This window comes from Spiroplasma litorale (genome assembly GCF_001267155.1).
Classification (GTDB): Bacteria; Bacillota_I; Bacilli_A; order Mycoplasmatales; family Mycoplasmataceae; genus Spiroplasma_A; species Spiroplasma_A litorale.
In genome coordinates this window covers 1,203,565-1,225,519 of sequence record NZ_CP012357.1, presented here as the reverse complement: position 1 = coordinate 1,225,519, position 21,955 = coordinate 1,203,565, and the positions used below count along the sequence as shown (strand labels likewise).

The window sequence follows — 21,955 nt, the reverse complement described above, 5'->3', positions numbered from 1 at the left end:
AATTCCTCCGATTTATTAACAATAAAATTATAATTTAAGGTATTTTTATTGTTGTTAATAACTTTTAAAAACAACATTATTAGTTTTATTTGTGAATAAATATTATAATAAAACCTTTTTAATTGGGTATTTTTTAAAGTTTTCCACATAAAAAATATATTAACATTTTTTTCACCACTTTTAAAAAAAATATTAACTATTTAAAAATAAGCTTTCAAATTGTTATATAATTTTAAATGAAGTTTTATTTTTAAAGGAGGTATTTATATGAAAAGAACTTGACAACCAAGTAAGATTAAACATGCCAGAACTCATGGTTTTAGAGCTAGAATGTCAACTAAAAACGGCAGAAAAGTTATTAAAGCAAGAAGAGCAAAAGGTAGAGTTAAACTTACTGCTTAATATTTATGAAAAACTTAAATATAATTAAAAAAAACCAAGATTTCCAAAAAATAATAGGTTTAAAAAACTATAAAAACTCAAAATCATTTGTAATTTATTATCGAAATAATAATAATTTATTTAAATATGGTGTATCAGTTGGGAAAAAACTTGGAAACGCAGTTTTAAGAAACTATATAAAAAGAGTAACAAGAAGTATAGTCTATGATTTGTTAGAAAAATTTGAACATAAAAAAGTAGATGTAGTTATAATTGTTAAGGCAAGTTTTTTAGAATTAAGTTATGATGAAAATCACAAACAACTCGACAAAGTTTTATTGTCAATTTAGAAGAGGTGAATATCTTGTATAAACAAGACTACTCAAAATATTTAAATAATAATAAGGGCAAGAAAAAAACAAAAAAAGACATACTTAAGCAAATTTGAGTATGGGTACGTTTATTTTTATTCTTATTTGTTATAGTCTCAATGCTTTGGGGTTGTGTACAAATGTATCAATCCAAGTATACAGTTTCTCAAGTATCAGATATGGCAGGTAACAAAGTTTATTCACCCGGGACTACTTTTGAGATCGTTATCAGAGCTTTAGGAGATTATGGATCTAAAAACCACTGATATGCAAGTGATGAAAATGGTAATATTCATGAATATTCATTAAATGCTATATCCTCGTGGTCAGAAGCTTTCACTGAAACTTCTTCTCCATTTTATGGTTTCTTCGTTTATCCTATGTCCTTTATTCTTGTGGCGTTCATTAGAATAATGGCGGGTTCTGAAGGCGGAATTATAAAATCAAGCACCGCAAGTTATGGTTATATAGTTTTAGCATCAGTTTTCTTTACATCAGTTATTATTAGGATGATAACTTTAGGATTTACTTGGAAAACACAATCAAACCAAGAAAAACTTCAATTAGTTCAAGCTAAGCAAGCAGAAATTCAGCAAAAATATAAGGGTTCTACAGACCCTGTTGCAAAACAAAAACAACAAATGGAAACAATGGCTCTATACAAAAAAGAAGGTATATCTCCGATTGGTTCCTTAGTTTCTACATTTTTATCTATGCCTTTCTTGTTTGCGATGTTCTCTATCGTTAGAGCAACACACGCATTAAAAATAGCAGTCGTAGGTAAAATTACACTTATTGATACTCCTTGAGATCAAATAACAAGTGGTAATTGAGTTTATGTTTCTTTAGTTGTTGTTTATATACCATTACAAATAATATCTATGTTTCTACCGATGATTTTACAATCGATTAAAAGAAACAAAAAAAATGACACAGAACAACAAAAAAAAGCAAGAAAAAAACAAATTATAATGAACAGTATATTCATACTTGTGTTCGTATTTATTATATTTACAACAGCAGCGGGTGTAGCTATATATTGGATATTCTCTTCATGTTTCCAAATATCACAAACATTAATATTCCACTTTGTAAGAGAAACAAAAGCAAGTAGAATTAAGAAAAAAAGAGAAAAAGTTGTAATGAAAAACAAAAAATTAAGTGAAAAAAATAGTAATACAAAAAATAACATTAAAAAATAGTTATTTTTTTTATACTAAAAACCCAAAAGTAAAACTATTATTTAAAAAAAATACCGAAACTTTTAAAGAAATCGATAATCTTAAAAAGAAAAAAATAATTGATGAGCTTAATAGGTTTTTTGATCTATTTGTAGATTTTAGAATTGTTACAATATTTTTCTCAAACTCCCAAAATAAGAATATTTGTTTTTATAAAAGTAACTCATTCCTTAATAAAAATACAAAAATTGTTTTTGTTAATTTCATTAAATACTATTTTTTTAGAATAGAAAAAGCTTACATAAATGTTGAACTATCAAATATTTATAAAACTCATAAAAATGGTATTAATTTTTCAATACCAATTTTAAAAGAAATTGTGCGTAAGGTTTTAATAAGCAAAACCGAAGCGGAGCTCCAACCACATACAAAAAAATATAGAAAAAAAATCAATGAATTTGTTATGAAATATAAAAATATTAAAATTAAAAGTAATGGTCCTTTTGGTGAAAGAAAAATAAAATTAGTTTATAAACCAGACAAATAGTTCTGGTTTTCTTTAATATCATTTATAGAGAGGTAAAAATGAAAATTAGTTATGACGATATAATTGTAGCTTCTGCAACAAAAATATCAACACAAGCAATATCTATAATTAGAGTTTCGGGTGAAGGAACAATCGGTTTAATTAACTCTTTAATTGATAAAGAATTAGAACCAAAAAATGGATTCTATCTTCGTAAAATAATACATGAAGGACACGTCATTGATGAGTGTTTGTTTCTGGTTTTTATAAAAAATCATTCTTTTACCGGAGAAGAAACTGTAGAGATAAATTGTCATGGTGGTATTTTTTTAGTTGAAAAAATAATAGAATTAGTTTTATCAAAAGGGGCTAGACTCGCAGCCAAAGGAGAATTCAGCCAAAGAGCATTTTTAAATGGCAAAATTGATTTAATACAAGCCGAAAGTATAAATAATATAATTCACTCAAAAAATAACCTAGCATTAAAACTTAATGCCAAAATGTTAATCGACAAAAATAATAAAAAATTGCAGGATATCAAAGAAAACTTTATTAATAATATTTCAATATTACAAACTGCTATTGACTATCCAGAATATGACGAAACACAAAATACAACTTCAGAAATTGTATTAAGAGATCTGTTAAATATTAAAAAAGAACTTGTAAATATAATAGATAATAGCCAAAAATATAATTATATTAATAGTGGCATAAAAACACTAATATTAGGGGATACAAATGTTGGTAAATCATCACTATTAAATTCATTAATAAATGAAGACAAAGCGATAGTTACAGATATTGAAGGTACTACAAGGGATATAGTTGAAGGGACAATTAGATTTAAAAACTTTAATCTAAATCTAATCGACTCTGCAGGATTGAGAAAAACAAGCGATGTAGTTGAATTAAAAGGAATTGAAAAAACAACTAAACTAATTGATGAGGTAAATTTAATTTTATTTGTAATTAATAAAGAAAAATATGATATAAATCTTTACAATAATATTAAGGAGAAAGAGCACATTGTTGTTTTAAACAAAGCTGATCTTCTAACAGAGACAGATATTAAAACTATTAAAAAAAGTTTTAATAACCTTATAATTGTTTCTGCTAAAAAAAATGATATAAATGAGTTAAAAAAGGAATTAGAAAGAAGATACGACCAAGAAAAAATACTAGATGAGGATGTTTTGATACTATCGAATATCTCTCACATAGAATTACTTAAAAAAGTTTTAGAGTCAATTGATTTGATTGAGTCTAACATAATCCAAGGTTTTGATATTGATATTATAATGATTGATCTAAGAAACTCATTAGATATTATCAATAATATGCTTGGAATATTTGATTCTAATGAAGAGATTTTAGATAATATATTTAGAAAGTATTGTCTTGGAAAATAAGGAAGGATTATATTAATGGCAGGGATATTTGATACACATACTCATTTTAATGATGAATTGTATAAAAAAAATGACATTGAGGTTTCAGAAATAATTAAAGAAGCAAACAATAACGGGGTTTCAAAATTTTGTTGTGTAGGATTTGATATTAACTCTTCAAAAGAAGCGGTAAAATATGCAATGAAATTTCCAAGTGTATATGCAGCAGTCGGTATACATCCAAATAATGTAGACGAGTTTGACCTTAAGGACTTAGAAGATGTTGATACACTTTCCTACGGGCAAAATGTAGTAGCAATTGGAGAAGTTGGATTAGATTATTATTACACATCAAAAAATAAAGATAAACAAAAAGAATTCTTTAAAAAACAAATAGATATTGCTAAAAAAAATGACCTTGCACTTATGATGCATATTAGAGATAAGGATGATTCTGATCAAGCATATTTAGATGCATTAGAAATTTTAAAAGAAAAAAAAGTAAAAAGAGCAATTGTTCACTGTTATACAAGAGGGTATAATTTAGCTAAAAAATTTATTGATTTGGGTTATTATATTTCAATACCAGGTGTTGTTACATTCAAAAATGCTAAGGACCTTCAAGAAACTGTTAGCAAGGTATCTTTAAATAATTTAATTGTAGAAACAGATGCACCATATTTAACGCCAGAACCTAACAGAGGAAGTATGAACTTCTCAAGATATATTGTTTATACAATTAAGGCGATTGCAAATATTAAGCAATTAAATAAAAATGATATAATTGAGGCCACTTCAAATAATGCACACAAAGTGTTTAACATAAAAAACTAAAATAAATCTACTATTCCACCAAATAGTAGATTTATTTAAATAAAAAATTTTTAATTAATTTTAAAAAATTTTTAGTTTCAAATATAGTATTATTTTAAAAGAGGAAATAATATGATTAAAAAACTAAACTTAATTTTTTTTATTTGGTGTGCTACAGTACCGTTTTTTTGTATAATTTTAGATCTAGTAATGTCCACAATACAACCAGTTGAAGAACCACCAGGAACATATGGTTTTGATAAATCAGTAATTAATCAAATAATTTACTGATCTGTTTGAGGAACGTTAGATACATTTGTATTTGGTTTGCTAAATTTGATTCATTACAAATGAAAAAATATGCCAAAATGAGTAACAGGAAAAAATAACTTTACAAGAGTAACAACTGATAACGTAATTTTACTAATAATTTGACTTGGTGGTCTTGCCGGAAATGCTGTTGTGGGTTTTAATTCGTGGTATAAAATAATCAAAGCTATTTTAGAACACGTTATAACACCAATTTTAATAATTCTTTACTATTTTATAATAGTAAGAGAAAAGATTTCTTCGTCACAATATTCAAAAAAATATACATGATTTAACTTACTTTTAGTTGGAGTATATTCAACGTTTGTTATATCTAGAGCAATTTTAATTGAATACTATGCTCCAAAACCTTTTTTTACCCAATTTCCATATGATCAGATGGACCCCTCAATAATGGGATGACCATTGGTGGTATTCTTCTTTATTGGGTTTATGTCTTCTTTCATTTTCTTATCTATATTTATAAATTATATGTCTAATTTGAGTATAGATAGCTTGAATAAAAGAAAATTAAAAAAGGAAAAAGTAGAACAAAAAAACAAATAAAAAACCTTGTTTAAAAATATTACAAGGCTTTTTATTTGTTTAAAAATGAGATAACATCCCTACAAATCATTATTTCTTCGTTTGTTCTTATTTTATACACTGAAATTTTTGACTCATCTTTACTAATTTTTATGTTATCTTCATAACTTTCATTGTTTTTATTTAAATCTAATTTTATATCTAATAAATATAATTTAGAGATTATCATGCTTACAATATCTTTTGCATTTTCTCCAATTCCGGCTGTAAAAATAATTGACTCAACTTTTCCTTCTTGTTGGTTAACCATTTGTATAACAAAATTTGCTATTTTTTGTGTATATAATTCTAATGCTAATTTACACATTTTGTCATCTTTTTTATAACCATCAATAACATATCTAATGTCTGAAGAGACTTTGCTTATTCCTAAAAGACCTGATTCATTATTTAACATATCATTTATTTGAGAAACGCTTGCATTAAGCTCATTAGACATATAATTAATTATAGAAGGGTCAATATCACCACTTCTACTCCCCATCATAATTCCTGCAAGGGGTGTTAATCCCATTGTTGTATCAAAGGATTTTCCTTCTTTTATGGAACAAATTGATGCTCCATTACCTAAATGGCAAACTACAATATTATTATTTTTTTTATTAACTATTTCTTCATATTTTCTATTGATGTAATCAAAAGATGTGCCGTGAAAACCATATTTTCTGACACCATGTTTTTCGTATCAATCATAATTAACTGGGTAAATATAATTAATTTCAGGCATTGTTTGGTGATAAGCTGTATCAAAGCATGCAACATGAATAGCATGGGGTAAGAAATCTTTAAATTTATCTATAACCAACAAACCAGGGGGGTTGTGAAGAGGAGCTAACTTTGAAGATTCTTCTATCTTTTTATGCACAATTTCATCAATAATAGATGATTTTGAAATTGTGCCACCGTGTACTGTTCTATAACCTACACCGTTAATATCTTTAATATCTTTAATAATATTTAGTTCGTCTAGTTTATTTAAAATAGTTTCAATTGCAATTTTATGATTTGGCAATTTAACTTCAAATTCATGTTTTTTATTTTGGTAATTTATAATTACTTTACCATTTACTTTTATTTGTTCAGCGATTCCATCTGAAATTTTTTTAATACTTTTTTCGTCCTTATATTCGTATAATGAAAATTTAATAGAACTACTACCTGGATTAACTACTAATATCATATTTATATCACCATATATGCAGTTAAGACTGCAGCTTGAATAATATCCTCAAGGTTTGCACCTCTTGATAAGTCATTTACTGGTTTATTCAAACCCAAAATTATTGGTCCTATGGCTTCAAATCCTCCCATTCTTTGTGCTATTTTATATCCTATATTTCCAGCATCTAATGTTGGAAAAACAAATATGTCTGCTGATTCACTATCAATTTTTGAGTTCTTAAATTTTTTATTTCTAACCTCTTTACAGAATGCAGCATCAAATTGAATCTCCCCATCAAATTTAAAGTCAACTTTTTCTTTATTTAATATTTCTTTTGCTTCTCTTATTTTATCAACATCTGGGCCTAAACCTGAACCATTTGTTGAATAGCTTAATAAAGCAACTTTTGGATCATTTACATTCATTTTTCTTGCAAAATCAACAAAACTTTTAGTTATGTCTGCAAGTTGTCTAGATGTAGGGTTTAAATTTAGACTACAATCTCCGAAGAAATAATATTGCTCACCCTTATGCATTATTATAATGGAACTAGCAACTGAAACACCAGGTTTTGTTTTAATTATTTGCAAAGCCGGTCTAAGAGTATCTGCTGTTGTATAACTTAAACCACACAAGACACAATCTGCTTCATGTTTATAAATCATCATATTTGCTAAGTAGTTTGATTTAGAAACCAATTTTTTAACTTCTTCGATGTTCTCAACCTTACCTTTTCTTATTTCCATAAAATCCTTAGCATAATTATCTACATCAATTTCCGATACATTTATTTGTCTAATTCTTCTATCAAGATTTTCGTTTATTTTGTTTTGAAATAGTAAAATGGGTTCACATATATCATTTTCTACCAAATATGTTGCAACTTTCTGAATTTTTTCTTCTTCACCTTCGGGTAGAATGATTTTAATTTTTCTCTTTTCTGCCTTTAAGATTGTCTCAATTTCACTTATTTTATACATAAGACCTCCAAGTTATAAATAGTATTTTTTCCATAGCAAATTAATATTATAAAAAATATACTAAGAATATTATAAACCTCTAATATAAAAAAATAAAATATTTAAAAAATATAACAACATTTAAAATAAAAAAACATCAATTTTGATGTTTTTAAATGTATTGACTTTGGCTACTTTTTCTTAAATCACGAGCATTTTTACCGTAGTAACCTGACTCTATTCTTCTATTTATAACTTTTTGATATATTTGTGCACCTTCTACAACACCTGTCATTGGACTTGGTGAGATTTTACATGGTATTGAGAATATACCATTAAAGTATTCTTTAATACCTCTTATAAGTGCTCCGCCACCACATAACATAAATCCATTTGATATAATGTCACCAGCTAATTCAGGAGGTGTATTTTCCATTATTTCAATAACCATATCAGTAATTCTACTAAATGCATTAACTAGCACGTTTCTAATTTCTTCTGAACTAATAATTGCTTCTTTTGGTAAACCAGAAACGATATCTCTACCAAATACAGACATTGTTTTTTCACCTTTATATTTAGCAAGTGAACCAAGTTCTTTTTTTACATTTTCTGCAGTTCTATCACCAATAGTTACGTTATATTCTGATCTAACATATTTTTTAATTTCATCATTAAATGCATTTCCTGCTACTTTAATTGATCTTGAAATTATAATGTCACCAGCTGAAATTATTGCTATATCAGAAGTTCCTCCTCCGATATCAATTACAATATTACCTTTTGGAATATCAATGTTAATCCCTGCTCCAATGGCAGCCATTTTAACTTCTTCTTCAACTATAACAATTTCAGCACCCATATCATAAGCTACTTGTTTTAATGCTTCTCTTTCAAGTTCTGTAACTTCACTTGGACATGCCAATAATATTACAGAGTTTTTTCAATCATTTAGCATTTTTAATTTACCAAAAACATGTTTTAACATATCTTTTGCAGCATCTAGATCAGTTATAACTCCATCTTTAATTGGAACAACCATACTAATGTTTTCGTGTGTTTTACCTAACATATTGTATGCTTCTTCACCTAATGCTAATAAAGTATTTGTAACTAAGTCATATGCCATAATTGATGGTTCGTTATAAACTATACCTTGCTTACTAACGTACGCAATTATGTTACTTGTTCCTAGATCTAATGCTATAAATGTGCGTTCCTCTAGTTTCATTTTTACCTCCTAAAAATCAATAATTTATATAATTATACTATTAATAACTAAATAAAACAATAAATATAAAAATCGATTATTAAATATATTACAAATATACTATACAACAATTTTGTTGTTTTTCTAAACAAAATAAAAACTTGATATACAAGTTTTTAATGTTATTTTTCTTCAAAGATAGCATGACCTTGGTAAAAGTCTCCCTTCATAGCTCCTGCCATTTCTACAAAACCCATACCTGTGGTGTATTTAATATCTAGTTTTCCACCTTCTTCATATTCTCCTAGATTTCCTCCATTGGTTCCATATCCAACTAATTTGTCAGTTACAATGTATGAATTAAATGAACCGCCATCATGACCATACAAATCTTCATAACCCGGTAGTATATCAATTTTTGTAACTAAGGAAGACTCATTTGAAGATTTTTTTACTTTATATTTAATTCTTGTAAATTCTTCAAATTTTTTTATATCAATTTTTGTTTTGAATTTATCCGATAATTTACTATAAACAAGATCTTTTAATTTTTTAGACCCTTCAAATGATTCATTTTCTAATAAATCTTTTGGAGCATCAATTGTTTTGCTTTCTGGTAATGCTTCATAAAAAGTTATTCTTTCGTCTTTTTTTAAACTATATTTTATTTCAATTTTATCTCTTTGTATAAATATATTATTCATTGTTGGAAACTTATTTAAAGTTACTCCAGTTTTTGTTGCAACAGCATTATCAATAATAACCTTTGCATTAGGGTTAAGCATATTTTCACCTTGTAATAAATTAGATCTTAAATACTCAAAATCTTTATTAGCTGAACCTAAATTTTCTACAGCCATTGCTAAAATTGACTTTTTGTTTTTTTCATGTTTAAGTACATCATCAATTTTATTAAAAGCTCCTTGGTAAACATAAATATTGCCAATATCTTTATTTGCAAAAAATAGATTTGGATCAACACCTTTGTTTAATACAACGTTTACTTCTCCTTTATAACCCATTCCTTCTTTTGCAATTATTTTATAAATATCTCCGATACCATTTATTCCACTTGTTAACTTATTAAGTTGAATTGAGTTTATATCTATATTAGTTTTATTAATATTATTCATACTATCAACAATTCCAGCTTCAGTAATTTTAAATCCTTCATCACCAATAGCTATACTTGGGTCAATTGTTCCATCACTTAGTTTGTTACCTGCTATAAATTTGTCAACTTTAATTAAATCTTTTAAATCTTTACTATTTTCACCTTCTGGGTTAGGTGTTTCTGGTTTATTTTCTTCTTCTGTTTTTTCTGTGTTCCCACAAGCAACTACTGTGGATATAGAAGTTGCCATAAAAGCAACACTTCCTAAAATGCTTAATAATTTTTTCATTTATTTTATCTCCTATAACTTAGTAAATATTTATTTACTAAGTAAAATTAAAAATTTCTAAATATTAGTATTTAAATAAGGTATTTAATTTAAATTAAATACACTAAAAAGTCCACATTATAAAAATGTAAGTCATTCACTATCATTTCATATATTTTTTAATAATTAATTTTAAATAAATAAGGAGGGGTGGTTGATTTCTTAAACAAATTTAATAAGGCACTAAATTTAGTTTTGATTACTAAGCTAATTTTATTTTTTGATAATGCTAAAAAAGAAATAAAGGCTTTATTAAATATATTATTGTTTTCTTTTGGGTTTATTTTATAAAGACTAATAATAAATAAATGATCATCAAAAATAAAGTTTTCATTTGCAAAAGCTCGATCTAACTGGCTAATTTTCTTTGACTTTAAAATGCTTCTTAAAACGATTAATAAGGAAAATAAAATAAGGTTCAATAAAATAACAATCTTTACCAAACTTACCAAAATTGAGAAAGTATTTAGATTTTTACTTAATTTTGTGTCATTAGCTATAGAAACTGTTTTTATTAAAATGATAGGTAAAGAAATTAAAGTAAAGTTTTTAAATAGTACTAGATTTTTAATAAGTAATGCTGTTATTTTAGGATTTTTTAATTCATTATCATTTCTTAAAGTTTTTAATTTTCTTATTAACTTTGAAACATCTGCAATCAAAAAAAACCAAAAATATTAACATTGACAATAAAAAAACTAAGTTATTAAAATTAATTATATAATTGCTTAATTCCTTAAATTCATTAAGATATGGGAAAGTAATACTAAGCAAATATATACTTATAAATACAACTACTAGTGATATAAAGATTTTCCTAATATTTATTAGTCTTTTCATTTTTCTACCTTTTTGAATATTATATCAACTTTTAGGTTTTTAATTTTAATTAAATATAATATAAAAAAATTTTACAAAAAAAATCTCAAAATTTTTACATTTTGAGATTATATAATTTATTGTTTTTCTTTAAATATATCGTGTCCTTGGTGAAAGTCTCCTTTAAGACCTCCGCTATATTCAAAAAATCCCATACCTGTGGTGTATTTAATATCTAGCTTTCCATCTTCTTCATATTCTCCTAGATTTCCACCTTGGGTTCCAATCCCAACAGTTGAATCGGTTACAATGTATGAATTAAATGATCCTCCATCATGACCATAAAGATCATTTGAACCTGGTAATACATCAATTTTTGTAACCTTAGTTGCATCCTCTTTTGATTTTCTAATTTTATATCTAACTTTTGTGAAACTTTCAAAGTATGATTGACTAATTTTATTTTTAAATTCATCTGTTAATTTATCGTATACAACGTCTTTTAATTTTTTAGAGTTTTCTATTGATTCATTTTCTAATAAATCTTTTGGAGCTTCAATTAGTTTATCACTTGGTAAAGCTTCGTATAATGTTATTCTATCTTCTTTGACAAGATTATAAGTTAACTCAATTTTACCTTTATCAACAAATATAGGATTCATTGTTGGGAACTTATTTAAAGTTACTCCAGTTTTTGTTGCAACAGCATTATCAATAATAACCTTTGCATTTGGATTAAACATATCTTTACCTTGTAATAAATTTCCTCTTAGGTATTCAAAATCTTTGTTAGTAGCACCTAAATTTTCTATAGCCATTGATATTATAGATTTTTTATTTTTTTCATGTTTAAGTACATCATCTATTTTATTAAAAGCTCCTTCATACACAAAAATATTTCCTATATTTTTGTTTGCAAAAAATAGATTTGGATCAACACCTTTATTTAAATTAACTATAACTTTTCCAGTATAATCACTATTTTCTTTTCCTGATATTTCATATCTAGCACCAATTCCATTATCACCTGAGTATTGTAATTTAATATCTAACCCTTTTATGTCAAGTGATAATTTATTAATATTATTCATACTATCAACAATCCCAGCTTCAGTAATTTTAAATCCTTCATCACCAATAGCTATACTTGGGTCTATTGTTCCATCACTTAGTTTGTTACCAGCTATAAAGGTATTAATTTTTACTACTTTTGAAATATCAATTTTTACATTATTCACTTTTACATCAATATCAGCAGTATAGTTAGCACTTGAAGAAATTGTTAGTTTAATATTATTTGTTGTTGGTTTTTTTAGATCAACAAGTATTTGTTTATTAGAATAATCAAAAGTTACATCTAAATAGCCATCTTCTGAACATTTATAAGAGTTAGGTAATTCATCATTTGACAATTCTGAGTAATTTTTTATTAATATTATTTTTCTATCTCCTGGGTTTCCTTCAATAGATTTTGTGTCTAAAACGAAACCTTTTTTACCTTCTTCGCCACCAGCAGCGCTATTTCCATCTTCTGGTTCTGTTTTATCACCACAAGCAACTACTGTGGATATAGAAGTTGCCATGAATGTGACACTTCCTAAAATGCTTAATAATTTTTTCATAATTAGTCTCCTCTTAAAAAAATGATTTAAAATATGCTTTTTTTAATTAAATTTGGTGGTGTATTTGATTTCTTAAACAAATTTAATAATTGGCTAAAAATAATTTTAATTATTAAATTAATACTATTTTTTATTAAAGATAAAAATGATATTAAATTGTTTTCAAATAATATGTTGATATTTTTATAATTAAGGCTATAGCACTCATCAATATAAAAATCTAAGTTCAAAACCAAGACATCGTTTGCAAAAGCTTGGTCTAACTGATTAATTTTCTTTGATTTTAATTTATTTTTTAATACTACTAATAGAGTAAAAAAAACTAAATTTAAAAATAGGGTGGATGTTATTAAAAAAATTAAAAATATAAAATAGTTTAAGTCATCAATCTTTTTAATATCATCAGTAATGAATATAATATTAATTATTAATATTGGGAAAGCTACTCAAAAAAATTTTTTAAATAAAACTAAGTTATCAATTAATATTAAAGAAATTTTTGGATTTTTTAATTCATTTTTAATTTGATAATTGTTTATTTTTGAAATTATTTTTGAAAATTCTACAACTATAAATATTGAAAATATAAAGAGAGATACAAAAAAAATATAATAATTTAAATTATCAATTTTTCTGTTAAGTGCACTACTAAATAGATATATTGTTAAAAATATAACTAATAACGATATGAAAATAATTCTTATATTAATTAATTTTTTCATATATAACACCTATTCAATAATTATACCAATGTTTTTTATGGGAGTTAAATATTTTAAATAAAAAAATACCTATTGAACATCTAAAATAAAATTGACAGTAAAAAAGTACTTTTATTGTTAAAATTTTATTGAAAGGTGTTCTTTTTATATGGCAAAACAATGAACAAAAAATGAAAAACTTAATATAATTAATGAATCAAAAAAAATTGGTATTTTAAATGCGGCATTAAAGTTTGATATTAGTACTAGCACAATTAAAAGATGAAAATCAGAGGTAAAAGTTAAAGGTGAAGGCGCTCTTGAATGAGGTAGCGGAACACAAGCAAAAGGAAATATCAAAAAATTTAAATCTCATGATTGAATTTTTAAAGAACCTGATGATATGAGCATTGAAGAATTAAGAGAGGCTTTGAAACTGGAACGAGCTTTAAAAAAGCATTTGGCGAAGACAACTAAGGAAAAGTACTTCGCCATTTTTAATGTTAAAAGAATGTTTTCTTTGAAATTATCTTGTTTATATTTAAAAGTTTCAAGGTATGGATATTTAAAATGACTTAAAAACGGAAAACCAAAGTATAAAAATTATAATAGAATTTTAGCAATTAAGATAAGATGCCTTTTTTACTTGTTTAAAAAAAGATATGGTTATAATATGATAACTTTATTTTTAAACAAATACTTTAAAGAAAGATTAAACCCTTGAGTTGTTTATAGATATATGAAAATAATGAGTTTAAAAGCAGTGAAGAAAAAGAAAGTTCCAAACTATGATAAATCAGGTCCATTAAGATTTGAAAATCTACTAAATAGAAACTTTAAATCTAAAAATATAAATGAAAAATGAGTAACAGATGTAACTTATATAAAAACTATTAATGGAAACGTATATCTATCTGTTATAAAGGATTTGTTTAATTCAGAAATTATTGATTGAAAGTTATCGGTTAGTCCTAATAATAAATTATGTCATACAAATTTAATAAGCGCCATTAAAAAAAGAGGTGCACCAAAGATAATCCACTCAGATCAAGGATCACCATATACAAATGAAACTTGAGAAAGATTATGTAAAACTAATAATATAAATATTTCTATGTCACGAAGAGGAAATTCACCAGATAATGGTGCCTGTGAGTCTTTTTTTGGAACTTTTAAAAATGAATGTATATATACATATAAAGTAAAAGAACTACATCATTCAAATATTTATAAAATTATCTCAGACTATATAGAGTTTTATAATTATGTTAGACCTTCATTAAAACATAAAAAAACTCCATACGAAATTCGTATGGAGAAAGTATCTTTTTAATGTCAATTTTAATTGACAATTTCATATTGGTATTTTTAGTTTAATTTCTTTAAATAAGTATCTTGACTTGCATCATAAGCACCTTCATTAACTCTTTTGACAATTATTTTTTCATAGGCTTTTGTGCCTTCAATAACACAACCTAGTGGTTCTGCTGCAATTTTGGTAGGTAATTGGAATATATCATAGAAATATTTATCAATATTTCTAATCAATGCTCCACCTCCACAAATTATCATACCGTTTTTCATTATATCTCCAGCTAATTCTGGTGGTATTTCTTCAAGTATTTCAATTACTAAATCTGTAATTTTACTAAAAGCACTTAATAATATATTTCTAACTTCTTCAGAGTTTATTTTAGCCTCTTTTGGAAGTCCTGATATAATATCTCTACCATAAATTTGCATAGATCTTTCATTAGGGTATTGTACAAGTGACCCTAATGTTTTTTTAATGTTTTCAGATGTAGTAGAACCAATTGCCATATTGTATTCTGAACGAATGTACTTAAGAATTTCATTATTGAAATAGTTACCAGCAACTTTAACTGATTTTGATGAAACCACTTCATTTGCAGATAGTATAGCAATATCAGTGGTTCCTCCACCAATGTCAACAACCAAGTTACCATTTGGTAATTCAATGTTAACTCCAGCTCCTAAAGCAGCCATTTTAACTTCTTCTTCAATAACAACAAGATCAGCACCCATATCTTTCGCAACCATTTTAAGTGCATCTCTTTCAAGTTCTGTTACACCACTTGGACAAGCAAGTACAACAATTGAACCTTTCCAGAAATTCATCATTTTAAGTCTATCAAAGATATGTTTTAATAAATCTTTTGCTGCATCTAAGTCAGCGATTACACCATCGACAAGGGGTGTAATTATTCTAATATTCTCACTTGTTTTACCAACCATATCATAAGCATCTTCACCAATAGCTACCAAAGTATTTGTATTAATATCATATGCCATCAAACTTGGTTGATTATAAACAATACCTTGGCCTGAAACATATGCTAATATGTTACTTGTGCCAAGGTCTAGTGAAATAAAAGGTCTTTTAGTTTCTTGATACATAATAAGTCCCCTCATTTCTATAAAGTTTTTTTAAACCTTCAAGTAATTATCTACCCATTACATCTTCATGATGTCTTTGAGCTTTAATAATTTCTCAAATTTCTGATTCGAATTTTTTAGTTCCGTTAATAACGGCTAATAAAGGTTGTTCTCCAACTTTAGTTGGTAATTGTAGAGTATCTGCAAAGTATTTATCAATACCTCTAATCAATGCTCCACCCCCACAAATAGTAATACCATTTCTGAAGATATCTCCAGCTAATTCTGGTGGTGTATCTTCAAGAACTTGAACAGTTAGGTCAATAATTCTTGATACAGGTACTTTTAATACTTCACGAACTTCTTCTGGTGTTATTTCGATTTCTCTTGGTAATCCTGAAACAACATCACGTCCATAAACTTTCATTCTTCTTTCATCTGGGTATTTAGCCAATGATCCAATATTAACTTTAATTGATTCAGCAGTTTTAGAACCAATTTCTAGTCCGTATTGTGAACGAATGAATTTTTGACATTCATCATTTAAGTAGTTACCAGCAACTTTAACTGATTTTGATAAAACGATATCTCCTGATGCAAGAACTGCTATATCAGTAGTTCCCCCACCCATATCTATAATTAGATTTCCTGTTGGAGCATATATATTAACTCCTCCACCTAAAGCAGCCATTTTAACTTCTTCTTCAACAAACACTTGGTCTGCTCCTAAGTTCATTGCTATTTTTTTAAGTGCACTTTTTTCTAATTCAGTAATAACTGATGGACAAGCTAATAACATGATTGAGTGTCTTAATTGTTTAGATATACGTAATTTTTGGAATATATATCTTAATTGAGCTTCAGTAGCTCTAATGTCAGTAATAACTCCGTCAACCATTGGTTTTACAACACGGATTGTTTTATTTCCTTTTCCAATCATTTTGTACGCTTCAGTACCAACTGCTACAATTCTATTTTCTTTAATCTTATACGCAACAATTGAGGGTTCATTATAAACCACACCTTGTCCTGAAATAAACACAAGTGTATTTGCAGTTCCAAGGTCCATTGAAACGAATGTAGGTTTTTTACTTACAGCCATTTTCATTTCTCCTTCATTTTTAATTTTCCTAATGTTTTGTTTATGATTATGTATTTCTAGTTATTATAGAATACATAACATAATCTAAGTTTAGCACATTTTTCTTTTTTTTGCAACTTGGAAAGTATTATGTTAAAATATAATACATTCATAAAAATTCAAAAAACTGCCTAAGCAGTTTTTTCTTTATTTATATTTAAATTTTTATTATTCACCTTTAAAAATTTCTTTTCTGTAACTTTATTTTCATTTTCAAGTTGTTCTAATAATTTATCGCTATCTTTTAACTTGTTATTCAATATTGTTATTCTTTTGTTATGATCGATAATTAATTGAGAAAGTTTAGCTTCAAAATAACTAATTTTTTCAAAATCATCTGCTTTATCAACAATACCAATTTTTTTACTTTTTTTGAATGCAAAGAATAAAAGAATAAATGCAATTATCCCGGCTGGAATTTCACTAAATGAATAAATTAAGAAGTATAGTCAATCTTTTGTTCCGTCATTTGATGCAGCTTTTGCAACATAATAACCAATAAACAAGAAACTTATTTGAAATACAAATGTTCTTGCAAGAGAAAGAATTATAGAGATATAGCTTTTTCCAATCCCATTAAAGTAGGGCATAGCAGCATAGGTTGTTGTTGAAAATAATATACATGATAAATACATTAAGAATCATCATCTTTTGTCATCAGATTTTCAACCACCATTTGTTGGACCATCAAACATTTGCATCATGTAAGATCCAAACAACGTAAGTATTAGAAGCAATATTGTCATTCATACAAAATTAATAATTAACATTCATTTTATTATTTCTCAAAGTCTCTTATCTTTTTTAGCCCCTTTGCTATAAGCAATTGAGTTAACTCCACCTTGAAGTATTCCCACAACGGGAGCTCATATAATCATATTTCATGGGAATGCTGAAGATAATACTCTAACTGTATCAGTTATGTATTCTTCATGGTAATAACTTTTATCAGATGCATTAGGGAAGAAAATAACTTTTATTGCCATCCCATTTCTATACATTTCTTCACCATTATGAATATCTCCAACCATTCTAGTAGAAATACCACTAATTATTCCAAAAGCACCATTCATAAAGAATGGACCAACACCATTAAGTCAAATATCTAAACCTTCTTTATTGTTGAATCTGAATTTTTTGAATTCAGGTCTCAAGAATGTATTTTTAGAAGTATAGACTAATATTACAGAACAAACAATCATAAAGGTTCATGCAACCATTGAACCATAAACAGCTCCAGCCATTCCTAGTTGTAAAATGTCTAAAAATATATAACCAAATATTGCATTAATTACAACTGAAACTAAGTTTATTATTACAACAAATCAAATCTTTCCTTCCGTTCTAAGAAGAGTGGTTGTAAACATAGCTAAACTTAGAAGGGGAAAACTGAAAACAAATACAGAGCAATATTCTTTTGATAAAGAATATGATAGTGTAGAGTCTCTATCAGATCACGGCACACCTGTTTGCCAAACAAGAATAAACTGAGATAAAAAATACATTACCAAAATACTTATTAGAGAAAGTATTATTGTTTGTATTAAACCATTAATTAAAACTTGATTCATTTTCTTTTGATCTCTTTGACCCATATATTGACCAAAGTTTATAGCAGTACCAATTGCTGTTAACATTGAAAGCGACTCTAAAATAATTACAACTGTATTTGAATATTGTGTTGAAACATTTATTATTTGTTTAAATACATCCTCTGAAGCAGTTTCAATAGTTGAGTGATAACTTATACCAGGACCAACACCGCTTCCAAGATAATTATTGTATAACTTTTCAATTTGATTAATTGCAAAATTTAATGTTAGTTGTTTATCTAAAACTCCATATAATCCATTAACTAAAGCTATAAGCATCATAGGTCCCGCCATAAACATTAAAGCAGCAAAAGGGTGAGAATATCTTAAAATTCACTCTCTTTTAGTAATATAAACAGTATGTTTATTTTCAAACTCTTTAAATTTATATTTAGTTTTAATTTCACTTTCCAATTTAAAATCCTCTTTTCTACATTTGATCTTTTACACTAACTCCAATTAAACCAAGTCCATTAGATAAAACTTGATATACAGAGTTTACTAGTTGAATTTTCTGTGCAGTTGTTTTTTCATCTTCGATGTCAATTATTTTTTCATTTCCATAATATGAGTGAAATAGCTTAGATAGTTTTTGAATATAATCACAAAGAATATTTGGTAATCGTTTGTTTGCTGAATATTCGATTGTTGAATTAAAGTCGTCTAAATGCATTATTATTTCTTTTTCTTTTGTATTTCAATTAAAGTCTTGATCTAATTTTTCGTGTTTTTGAACTTTGTCAATTAATTTTTTACATCTTGCAGTTGCGTATTGAGCATAATAAACTGGGTTATTTGCATTTTTTTCCAAAACTAAGTCTAAATCAAAGTCCATATGTGAAGAGGGATTTTTAGATGCAAGCATATATCTAATTGCATCACAACCAACCATTTCAATTAAATCAATTAATCAAACAGCAGTACCTTTTCTTTTTGACATTTTATATTCTTGGCCATTTCTTATTAATCTAACCATTTGTATAATATCAATATCTAGAATATCAAACTTATGATTTAATAAAGCCAAACCTGCTCTTATACGTGTGATATAACCATGATGGTCTCCACCTCAAAAATTTACATATTTATCTGCTTTTGTTCGTTTAATTCTTTCATCGTGACATGCAATGTCTGGAGTGATGTATGTGAAAGAACCATCTGTTTTTTTTAATACTCTATCTTTATCATCACCAAATTCTGTTGTTTTTAATCAAAGTGCTGAATCTTTTTCGTATGTTTTACCCAAAGTTTTATATAAATCTAATGTTTTATTTATTAAATTATCATCATACATTTTTTGCTCGCTTGAAAAATAATCAATTCTTACATTTAACATATTAATTTGATTTTTTATATTGTTTAAAAAATAGTTTATTGACTCATTTTTAAACAGTTGATGAGTTTTTTCGTCGTTTATTTTATTATCAACTATTGAATTATCTTTAAATTTATCTCCGTATTTTTTAATTAAAATATTTGCAAATTCCTCATACATTGTCCCACCATATGTTTCATAGGGTTTTTCAACTTCTACACCTAATAACTTTAAATACTGATAAAACACTGTAACTGCTAGTATATTTATCTGATTACCTGCATCATTTGTATAATATTCGACACTAACATTAAATCCTGCAAATTCTAGTATTCTTCTAACTGAATCACCAACAACACCATTTCTAGCGTGACCAATATGTAAGAATCCTGTAGGATTTGCAGATATTATTTCTAAGTTATAGTTAAAATTTTTTTTATTTGATGAACCATATAGATTCTTTTTTGTATTAATTGTTTTTATTACATTTGAAAGCTCACTGTTATTAATTTCTATATTAATAAAACCAGGATTAGCAACTTGAACATCTTTAACGATTTCTTTATTTTTTAATAATTGATCTTTAATTTTGTTTGCAAGTTCTAAAGGGTTTGTATTATTTCTTTTTGCATTAATCAATGCAAAGTTTGTTGTGTAATCAAAATGACCTTCAAATTTTGTTTTTTCAGTTATTATTTCACCTTCAAGATTTAGAGAATTAATTACTTTCTCTAAAACTATCTTAACAGCATTCAATATTATACTCATAAGTTCCACCTGTCTATGTTTGGATTAAAAATTATTAATCATTTAGTATTTATTATAAATTTATTTTGGGCATAAAAAAAACCTAATTTAAAATAAATAGGGTTTATTTCTTTATTATAATGTTAGTTCTTGAGTTACACCATTTTCAAAATCTAGTGCTTTTAAAGTTTTTTCTTTATGTGCAATAGCTCCATCTATAACAGCTGAAGCTGAGTTTTTAGCTATTCTTACAGGAATTTCAAAGTATTTTTCAAAAAATGTTTTCACTCCATGTATTGATGCTAAACCACCTGTTACAACAATACCATTTTTAATTACATCAATTGCAGATTCATTAGATAGTTTTTCAATTAAACTAATTACTGTATCTGCAAGATTACCAAATGAGAATTGGATAATTTTAATAATATCACTGTCTGTTATTTCGATTTCTCTTGGCATTGCTGATGTAATGTCATAACCATAAGCTTTCACTTTTAAAGTTTCCTTTGGTTTTAATAGACATGCAACACCAATTTTAACTGCTTCTGCAGTCTTTTCACCAACTACTATTGATTTTTTTGCTTTTAAATACTTAATTACTTCGTCATCTATAATAGCACCACCAAATTTTGATGTTGATGATGCAACGGTTGTATCAGTTGATATCATTGCGATTGTAGTTTTTCCACAACCAATATCAAGGCATAATCAACCATCAGAACTAGAAATATCAATTCCTGCTCCTAATAGAGCAAGTTTTATATCGTCTTCAACCTTTACAAATGCAACACCAAGTGATTTTATAGCATCAATTAAAGAATTTCTTTCTAAACCAGTTAGATCAACAGGACATGCTAATGTTACATAAGCAGTTTTTAATAGTTCTTTATGTTTTGTAAGTGTGTATCCTAAAAAACTTTTTAATAGTTCAATGTTTGTAACTACACCTTTTTTAACAAGTTTTACCACTTTTAGATTACCACTTAAAATTCCAATGTACTTCTTAGCATTATCACCATAAGCAATAATTTTGTTAAGTTTGTAATCAACAGCAACTAATGATGCTTGGTTAAATATTATTCCAAGTCCGTCTATAAATATTCGTGTTTTATATGTTCCGATATCTATAGCAATATGTTTGCCAGCTCTTATATTTAACTTTGCCAATTCTCACACCTACTTTTCTATATTCTAATTTTAACCTTTTTTATAAAAATTTGGTTATATTAAACAAATTATACACTTTATTATATTAATCTTTCACACT

20 protein-coding genes are annotated in these 21,955 nt (G+C 26.4%); 8 read left to right on the top strand and 12 right to left on the bottom strand.

The window, feature by feature from the left end; genetic code table 4:
- Positions 1–267: 267 nt before the first annotated feature.
- The 7 genes from rpmH (at position 268) to SLITO_RS05720 (ending at position 5,539) form a co-directional block, all read left to right on the top strand.
- Positions 268–402: a 50S ribosomal protein L34 gene (gene rpmH / locus SLITO_RS05750; protein ID WP_075058807.1), complete on the top strand. Its 135-nt coding sequence runs from the start codon at positions 268–270 to the stop codon at positions 400–402.
- A 5-nt stretch (positions 403–407) separates the two neighbouring features.
- Positions 408–731, top strand: a complete 324-nt coding sequence (rnpA, locus tag SLITO_RS05745) for a ribonuclease P protein component (protein WP_075058806.1) — start codon at positions 408–410, stop codon at positions 729–731.
- 5 nt (positions 732–736) lie between these two features.
- On the top strand, positions 737–1,954 hold the full coding sequence (gene yidC, locus SLITO_RS05740; RefSeq protein ID WP_235443368.1) for a membrane protein insertase YidC: 1,218 nt from the start codon (positions 737–739) through the stop codon (positions 1,952–1,954).
- Positions 1,914–2,480 (top strand): hypothetical protein, encoded by a 567-nt coding sequence (locus tag SLITO_RS05735; protein ID WP_075058804.1) that lies wholly within the window; start codon positions 1,914–1,916, stop codon positions 2,478–2,480. The genes yidC and SLITO_RS05735 overlap by 41 nt, the downstream gene beginning before the upstream one ends.
- 38 nt (positions 2,481–2,518) lie before the next feature.
- Positions 2,519–3,871 (top strand): tRNA uridine-5-carboxymethylaminomethyl(34) synthesis GTPase MnmE, encoded by a 1,353-nt coding sequence (mnmE, locus tag SLITO_RS05730; protein WP_075058803.1) that lies wholly within the window; start codon positions 2,519–2,521, stop codon positions 3,869–3,871.
- A 15-nt stretch (positions 3,872–3,886) separates the two neighbouring features.
- Entirely contained in the window at positions 3,887–4,684 is a 798-nt protein-coding gene (locus SLITO_RS05725) for a TatD family hydrolase (RefSeq protein ID WP_075058802.1), read from the top strand.
- Positions 4,685–4,795: 111 nt separating this feature from the next.
- Positions 4,796–5,539 (top strand): hypothetical protein, encoded by a 744-nt coding sequence (locus SLITO_RS05720; protein ID WP_075058801.1) that lies wholly within the window; start codon positions 4,796–4,798, stop codon positions 5,537–5,539.
- 31 nt (positions 5,540–5,570) lie between these two features.
- Here the strand turns inward: SLITO_RS05720 and SLITO_RS05715 are convergent, their stop codons facing one another.
- From SLITO_RS05715 to SLITO_RS05685, 7 genes are all read right to left on the bottom strand, one after another.
- On the bottom strand, positions 5,571–6,758 hold the full coding sequence (locus SLITO_RS05715) for an acetate/propionate family kinase (protein WP_075058800.1): 1,188 nt from the start codon (positions 6,756–6,758) through the stop codon (positions 5,571–5,573).
- Between the two features lie 2 nt (positions 6,759–6,760).
- Complete coding sequence (gene pta / locus SLITO_RS05710; RefSeq protein ID WP_075058799.1) at positions 6,761–7,720, bottom strand: phosphate acetyltransferase; 960 nt, start codon at positions 7,718–7,720, stop codon at positions 6,761–6,763.
- A 151-nt stretch (positions 7,721–7,871) separates the two neighbouring features.
- Positions 7,872–8,930 carry a rod shape-determining protein gene (mreB, locus tag SLITO_RS05705; protein ID WP_075058798.1) on the bottom strand — a complete coding sequence of 353 codons (1,059 nt, stop codon included), beginning with the start codon at positions 8,928–8,930 and terminating at the stop codon, positions 7,872–7,874.
- Positions 8,931–9,091: 161 nt separating this feature from the next.
- Positions 9,092–10,312, bottom strand: a complete 1,221-nt coding sequence (locus tag SLITO_RS05700) for a lipoprotein (RefSeq protein WP_075058797.1) — start codon at positions 10,310–10,312, stop codon at positions 9,092–9,094.
- Between the two features lie 158 nt (positions 10,313–10,470).
- Entirely contained in the window at positions 10,471–11,013 is a 543-nt protein-coding gene (locus SLITO_RS05695; protein WP_075058796.1) for a hypothetical protein, read from the bottom strand.
- Between the two features lie 294 nt (positions 11,014–11,307).
- Entirely contained in the window at positions 11,308–12,792 is a 1,485-nt protein-coding gene (locus tag SLITO_RS05690; RefSeq protein ID WP_075058795.1) for a lipoprotein, read from the bottom strand.
- A gap of 26 nt (positions 12,793–12,818) precedes the next feature.
- Complete coding sequence (locus tag SLITO_RS05685; protein WP_075058794.1) at positions 12,819–13,514, bottom strand: hypothetical protein; 696 nt, start codon at positions 13,512–13,514, stop codon at positions 12,819–12,821.
- A gap of 148 nt (positions 13,515–13,662) precedes the next feature.
- Here SLITO_RS05685 and SLITO_RS05680 point away from each other — a divergent pair, with 148 nt between their 5' ends.
- Positions 13,663–14,826, top strand: a complete 1,164-nt coding sequence (locus tag SLITO_RS05680; protein ID WP_075057955.1) for an IS3 family transposase — start codon at positions 13,663–13,665, stop codon at positions 14,824–14,826.
- A gap of 35 nt (positions 14,827–14,861) precedes the next feature.
- Here SLITO_RS05680 and mreB (SLITO_RS05675) read toward each other — a convergent pair whose 3' ends face one another.
- The 5 genes from mreB (SLITO_RS05675) to SLITO_RS05655 form a co-directional block, all read right to left on the bottom strand.
- The gene (mreB, locus tag SLITO_RS05675) at positions 14,862–15,911 is read right to left on the bottom strand and encodes a rod shape-determining protein (protein ID WP_144416424.1); all 1,050 of its coding nucleotides are present in this window, start codon (positions 15,909–15,911) and stop codon (positions 14,862–14,864) included.
- Positions 15,912–15,957: 46 nt separating this feature from the next.
- Positions 15,958–16,992, bottom strand: coding sequence for a rod shape-determining protein (gene mreB, locus SLITO_RS05670; RefSeq protein WP_075058792.1), 1,035 nt, complete (start codon positions 16,990–16,992; stop codon positions 15,958–15,960).
- Between the two features lie 170 nt (positions 16,993–17,162).
- The gene (locus tag SLITO_RS05665; protein WP_075058791.1) at positions 17,163–19,037 is read right to left on the bottom strand and encodes an MATE family efflux transporter; all 1,875 of its coding nucleotides are present in this window, start codon (positions 19,035–19,037) and stop codon (positions 17,163–17,165) included.
- A gap of 16 nt (positions 19,038–19,053) precedes the next feature.
- Positions 19,054–20,706 carry an arginine--tRNA ligase gene (gene argS, locus SLITO_RS05660; RefSeq protein WP_075058790.1) on the bottom strand — a complete coding sequence of 551 codons (1,653 nt, stop codon included), beginning with the start codon at positions 20,704–20,706 and terminating at the stop codon, positions 19,054–19,056.
- Between the two features lie 114 nt (positions 20,707–20,820).
- Positions 20,821–21,855: a rod shape-determining protein gene (locus SLITO_RS05655; protein ID WP_158500664.1), complete on the bottom strand. Its 1,035-nt coding sequence runs from the start codon at positions 21,853–21,855 to the stop codon at positions 20,821–20,823.
- Positions 21,856–21,955: the final 100 nt, after the last annotated feature.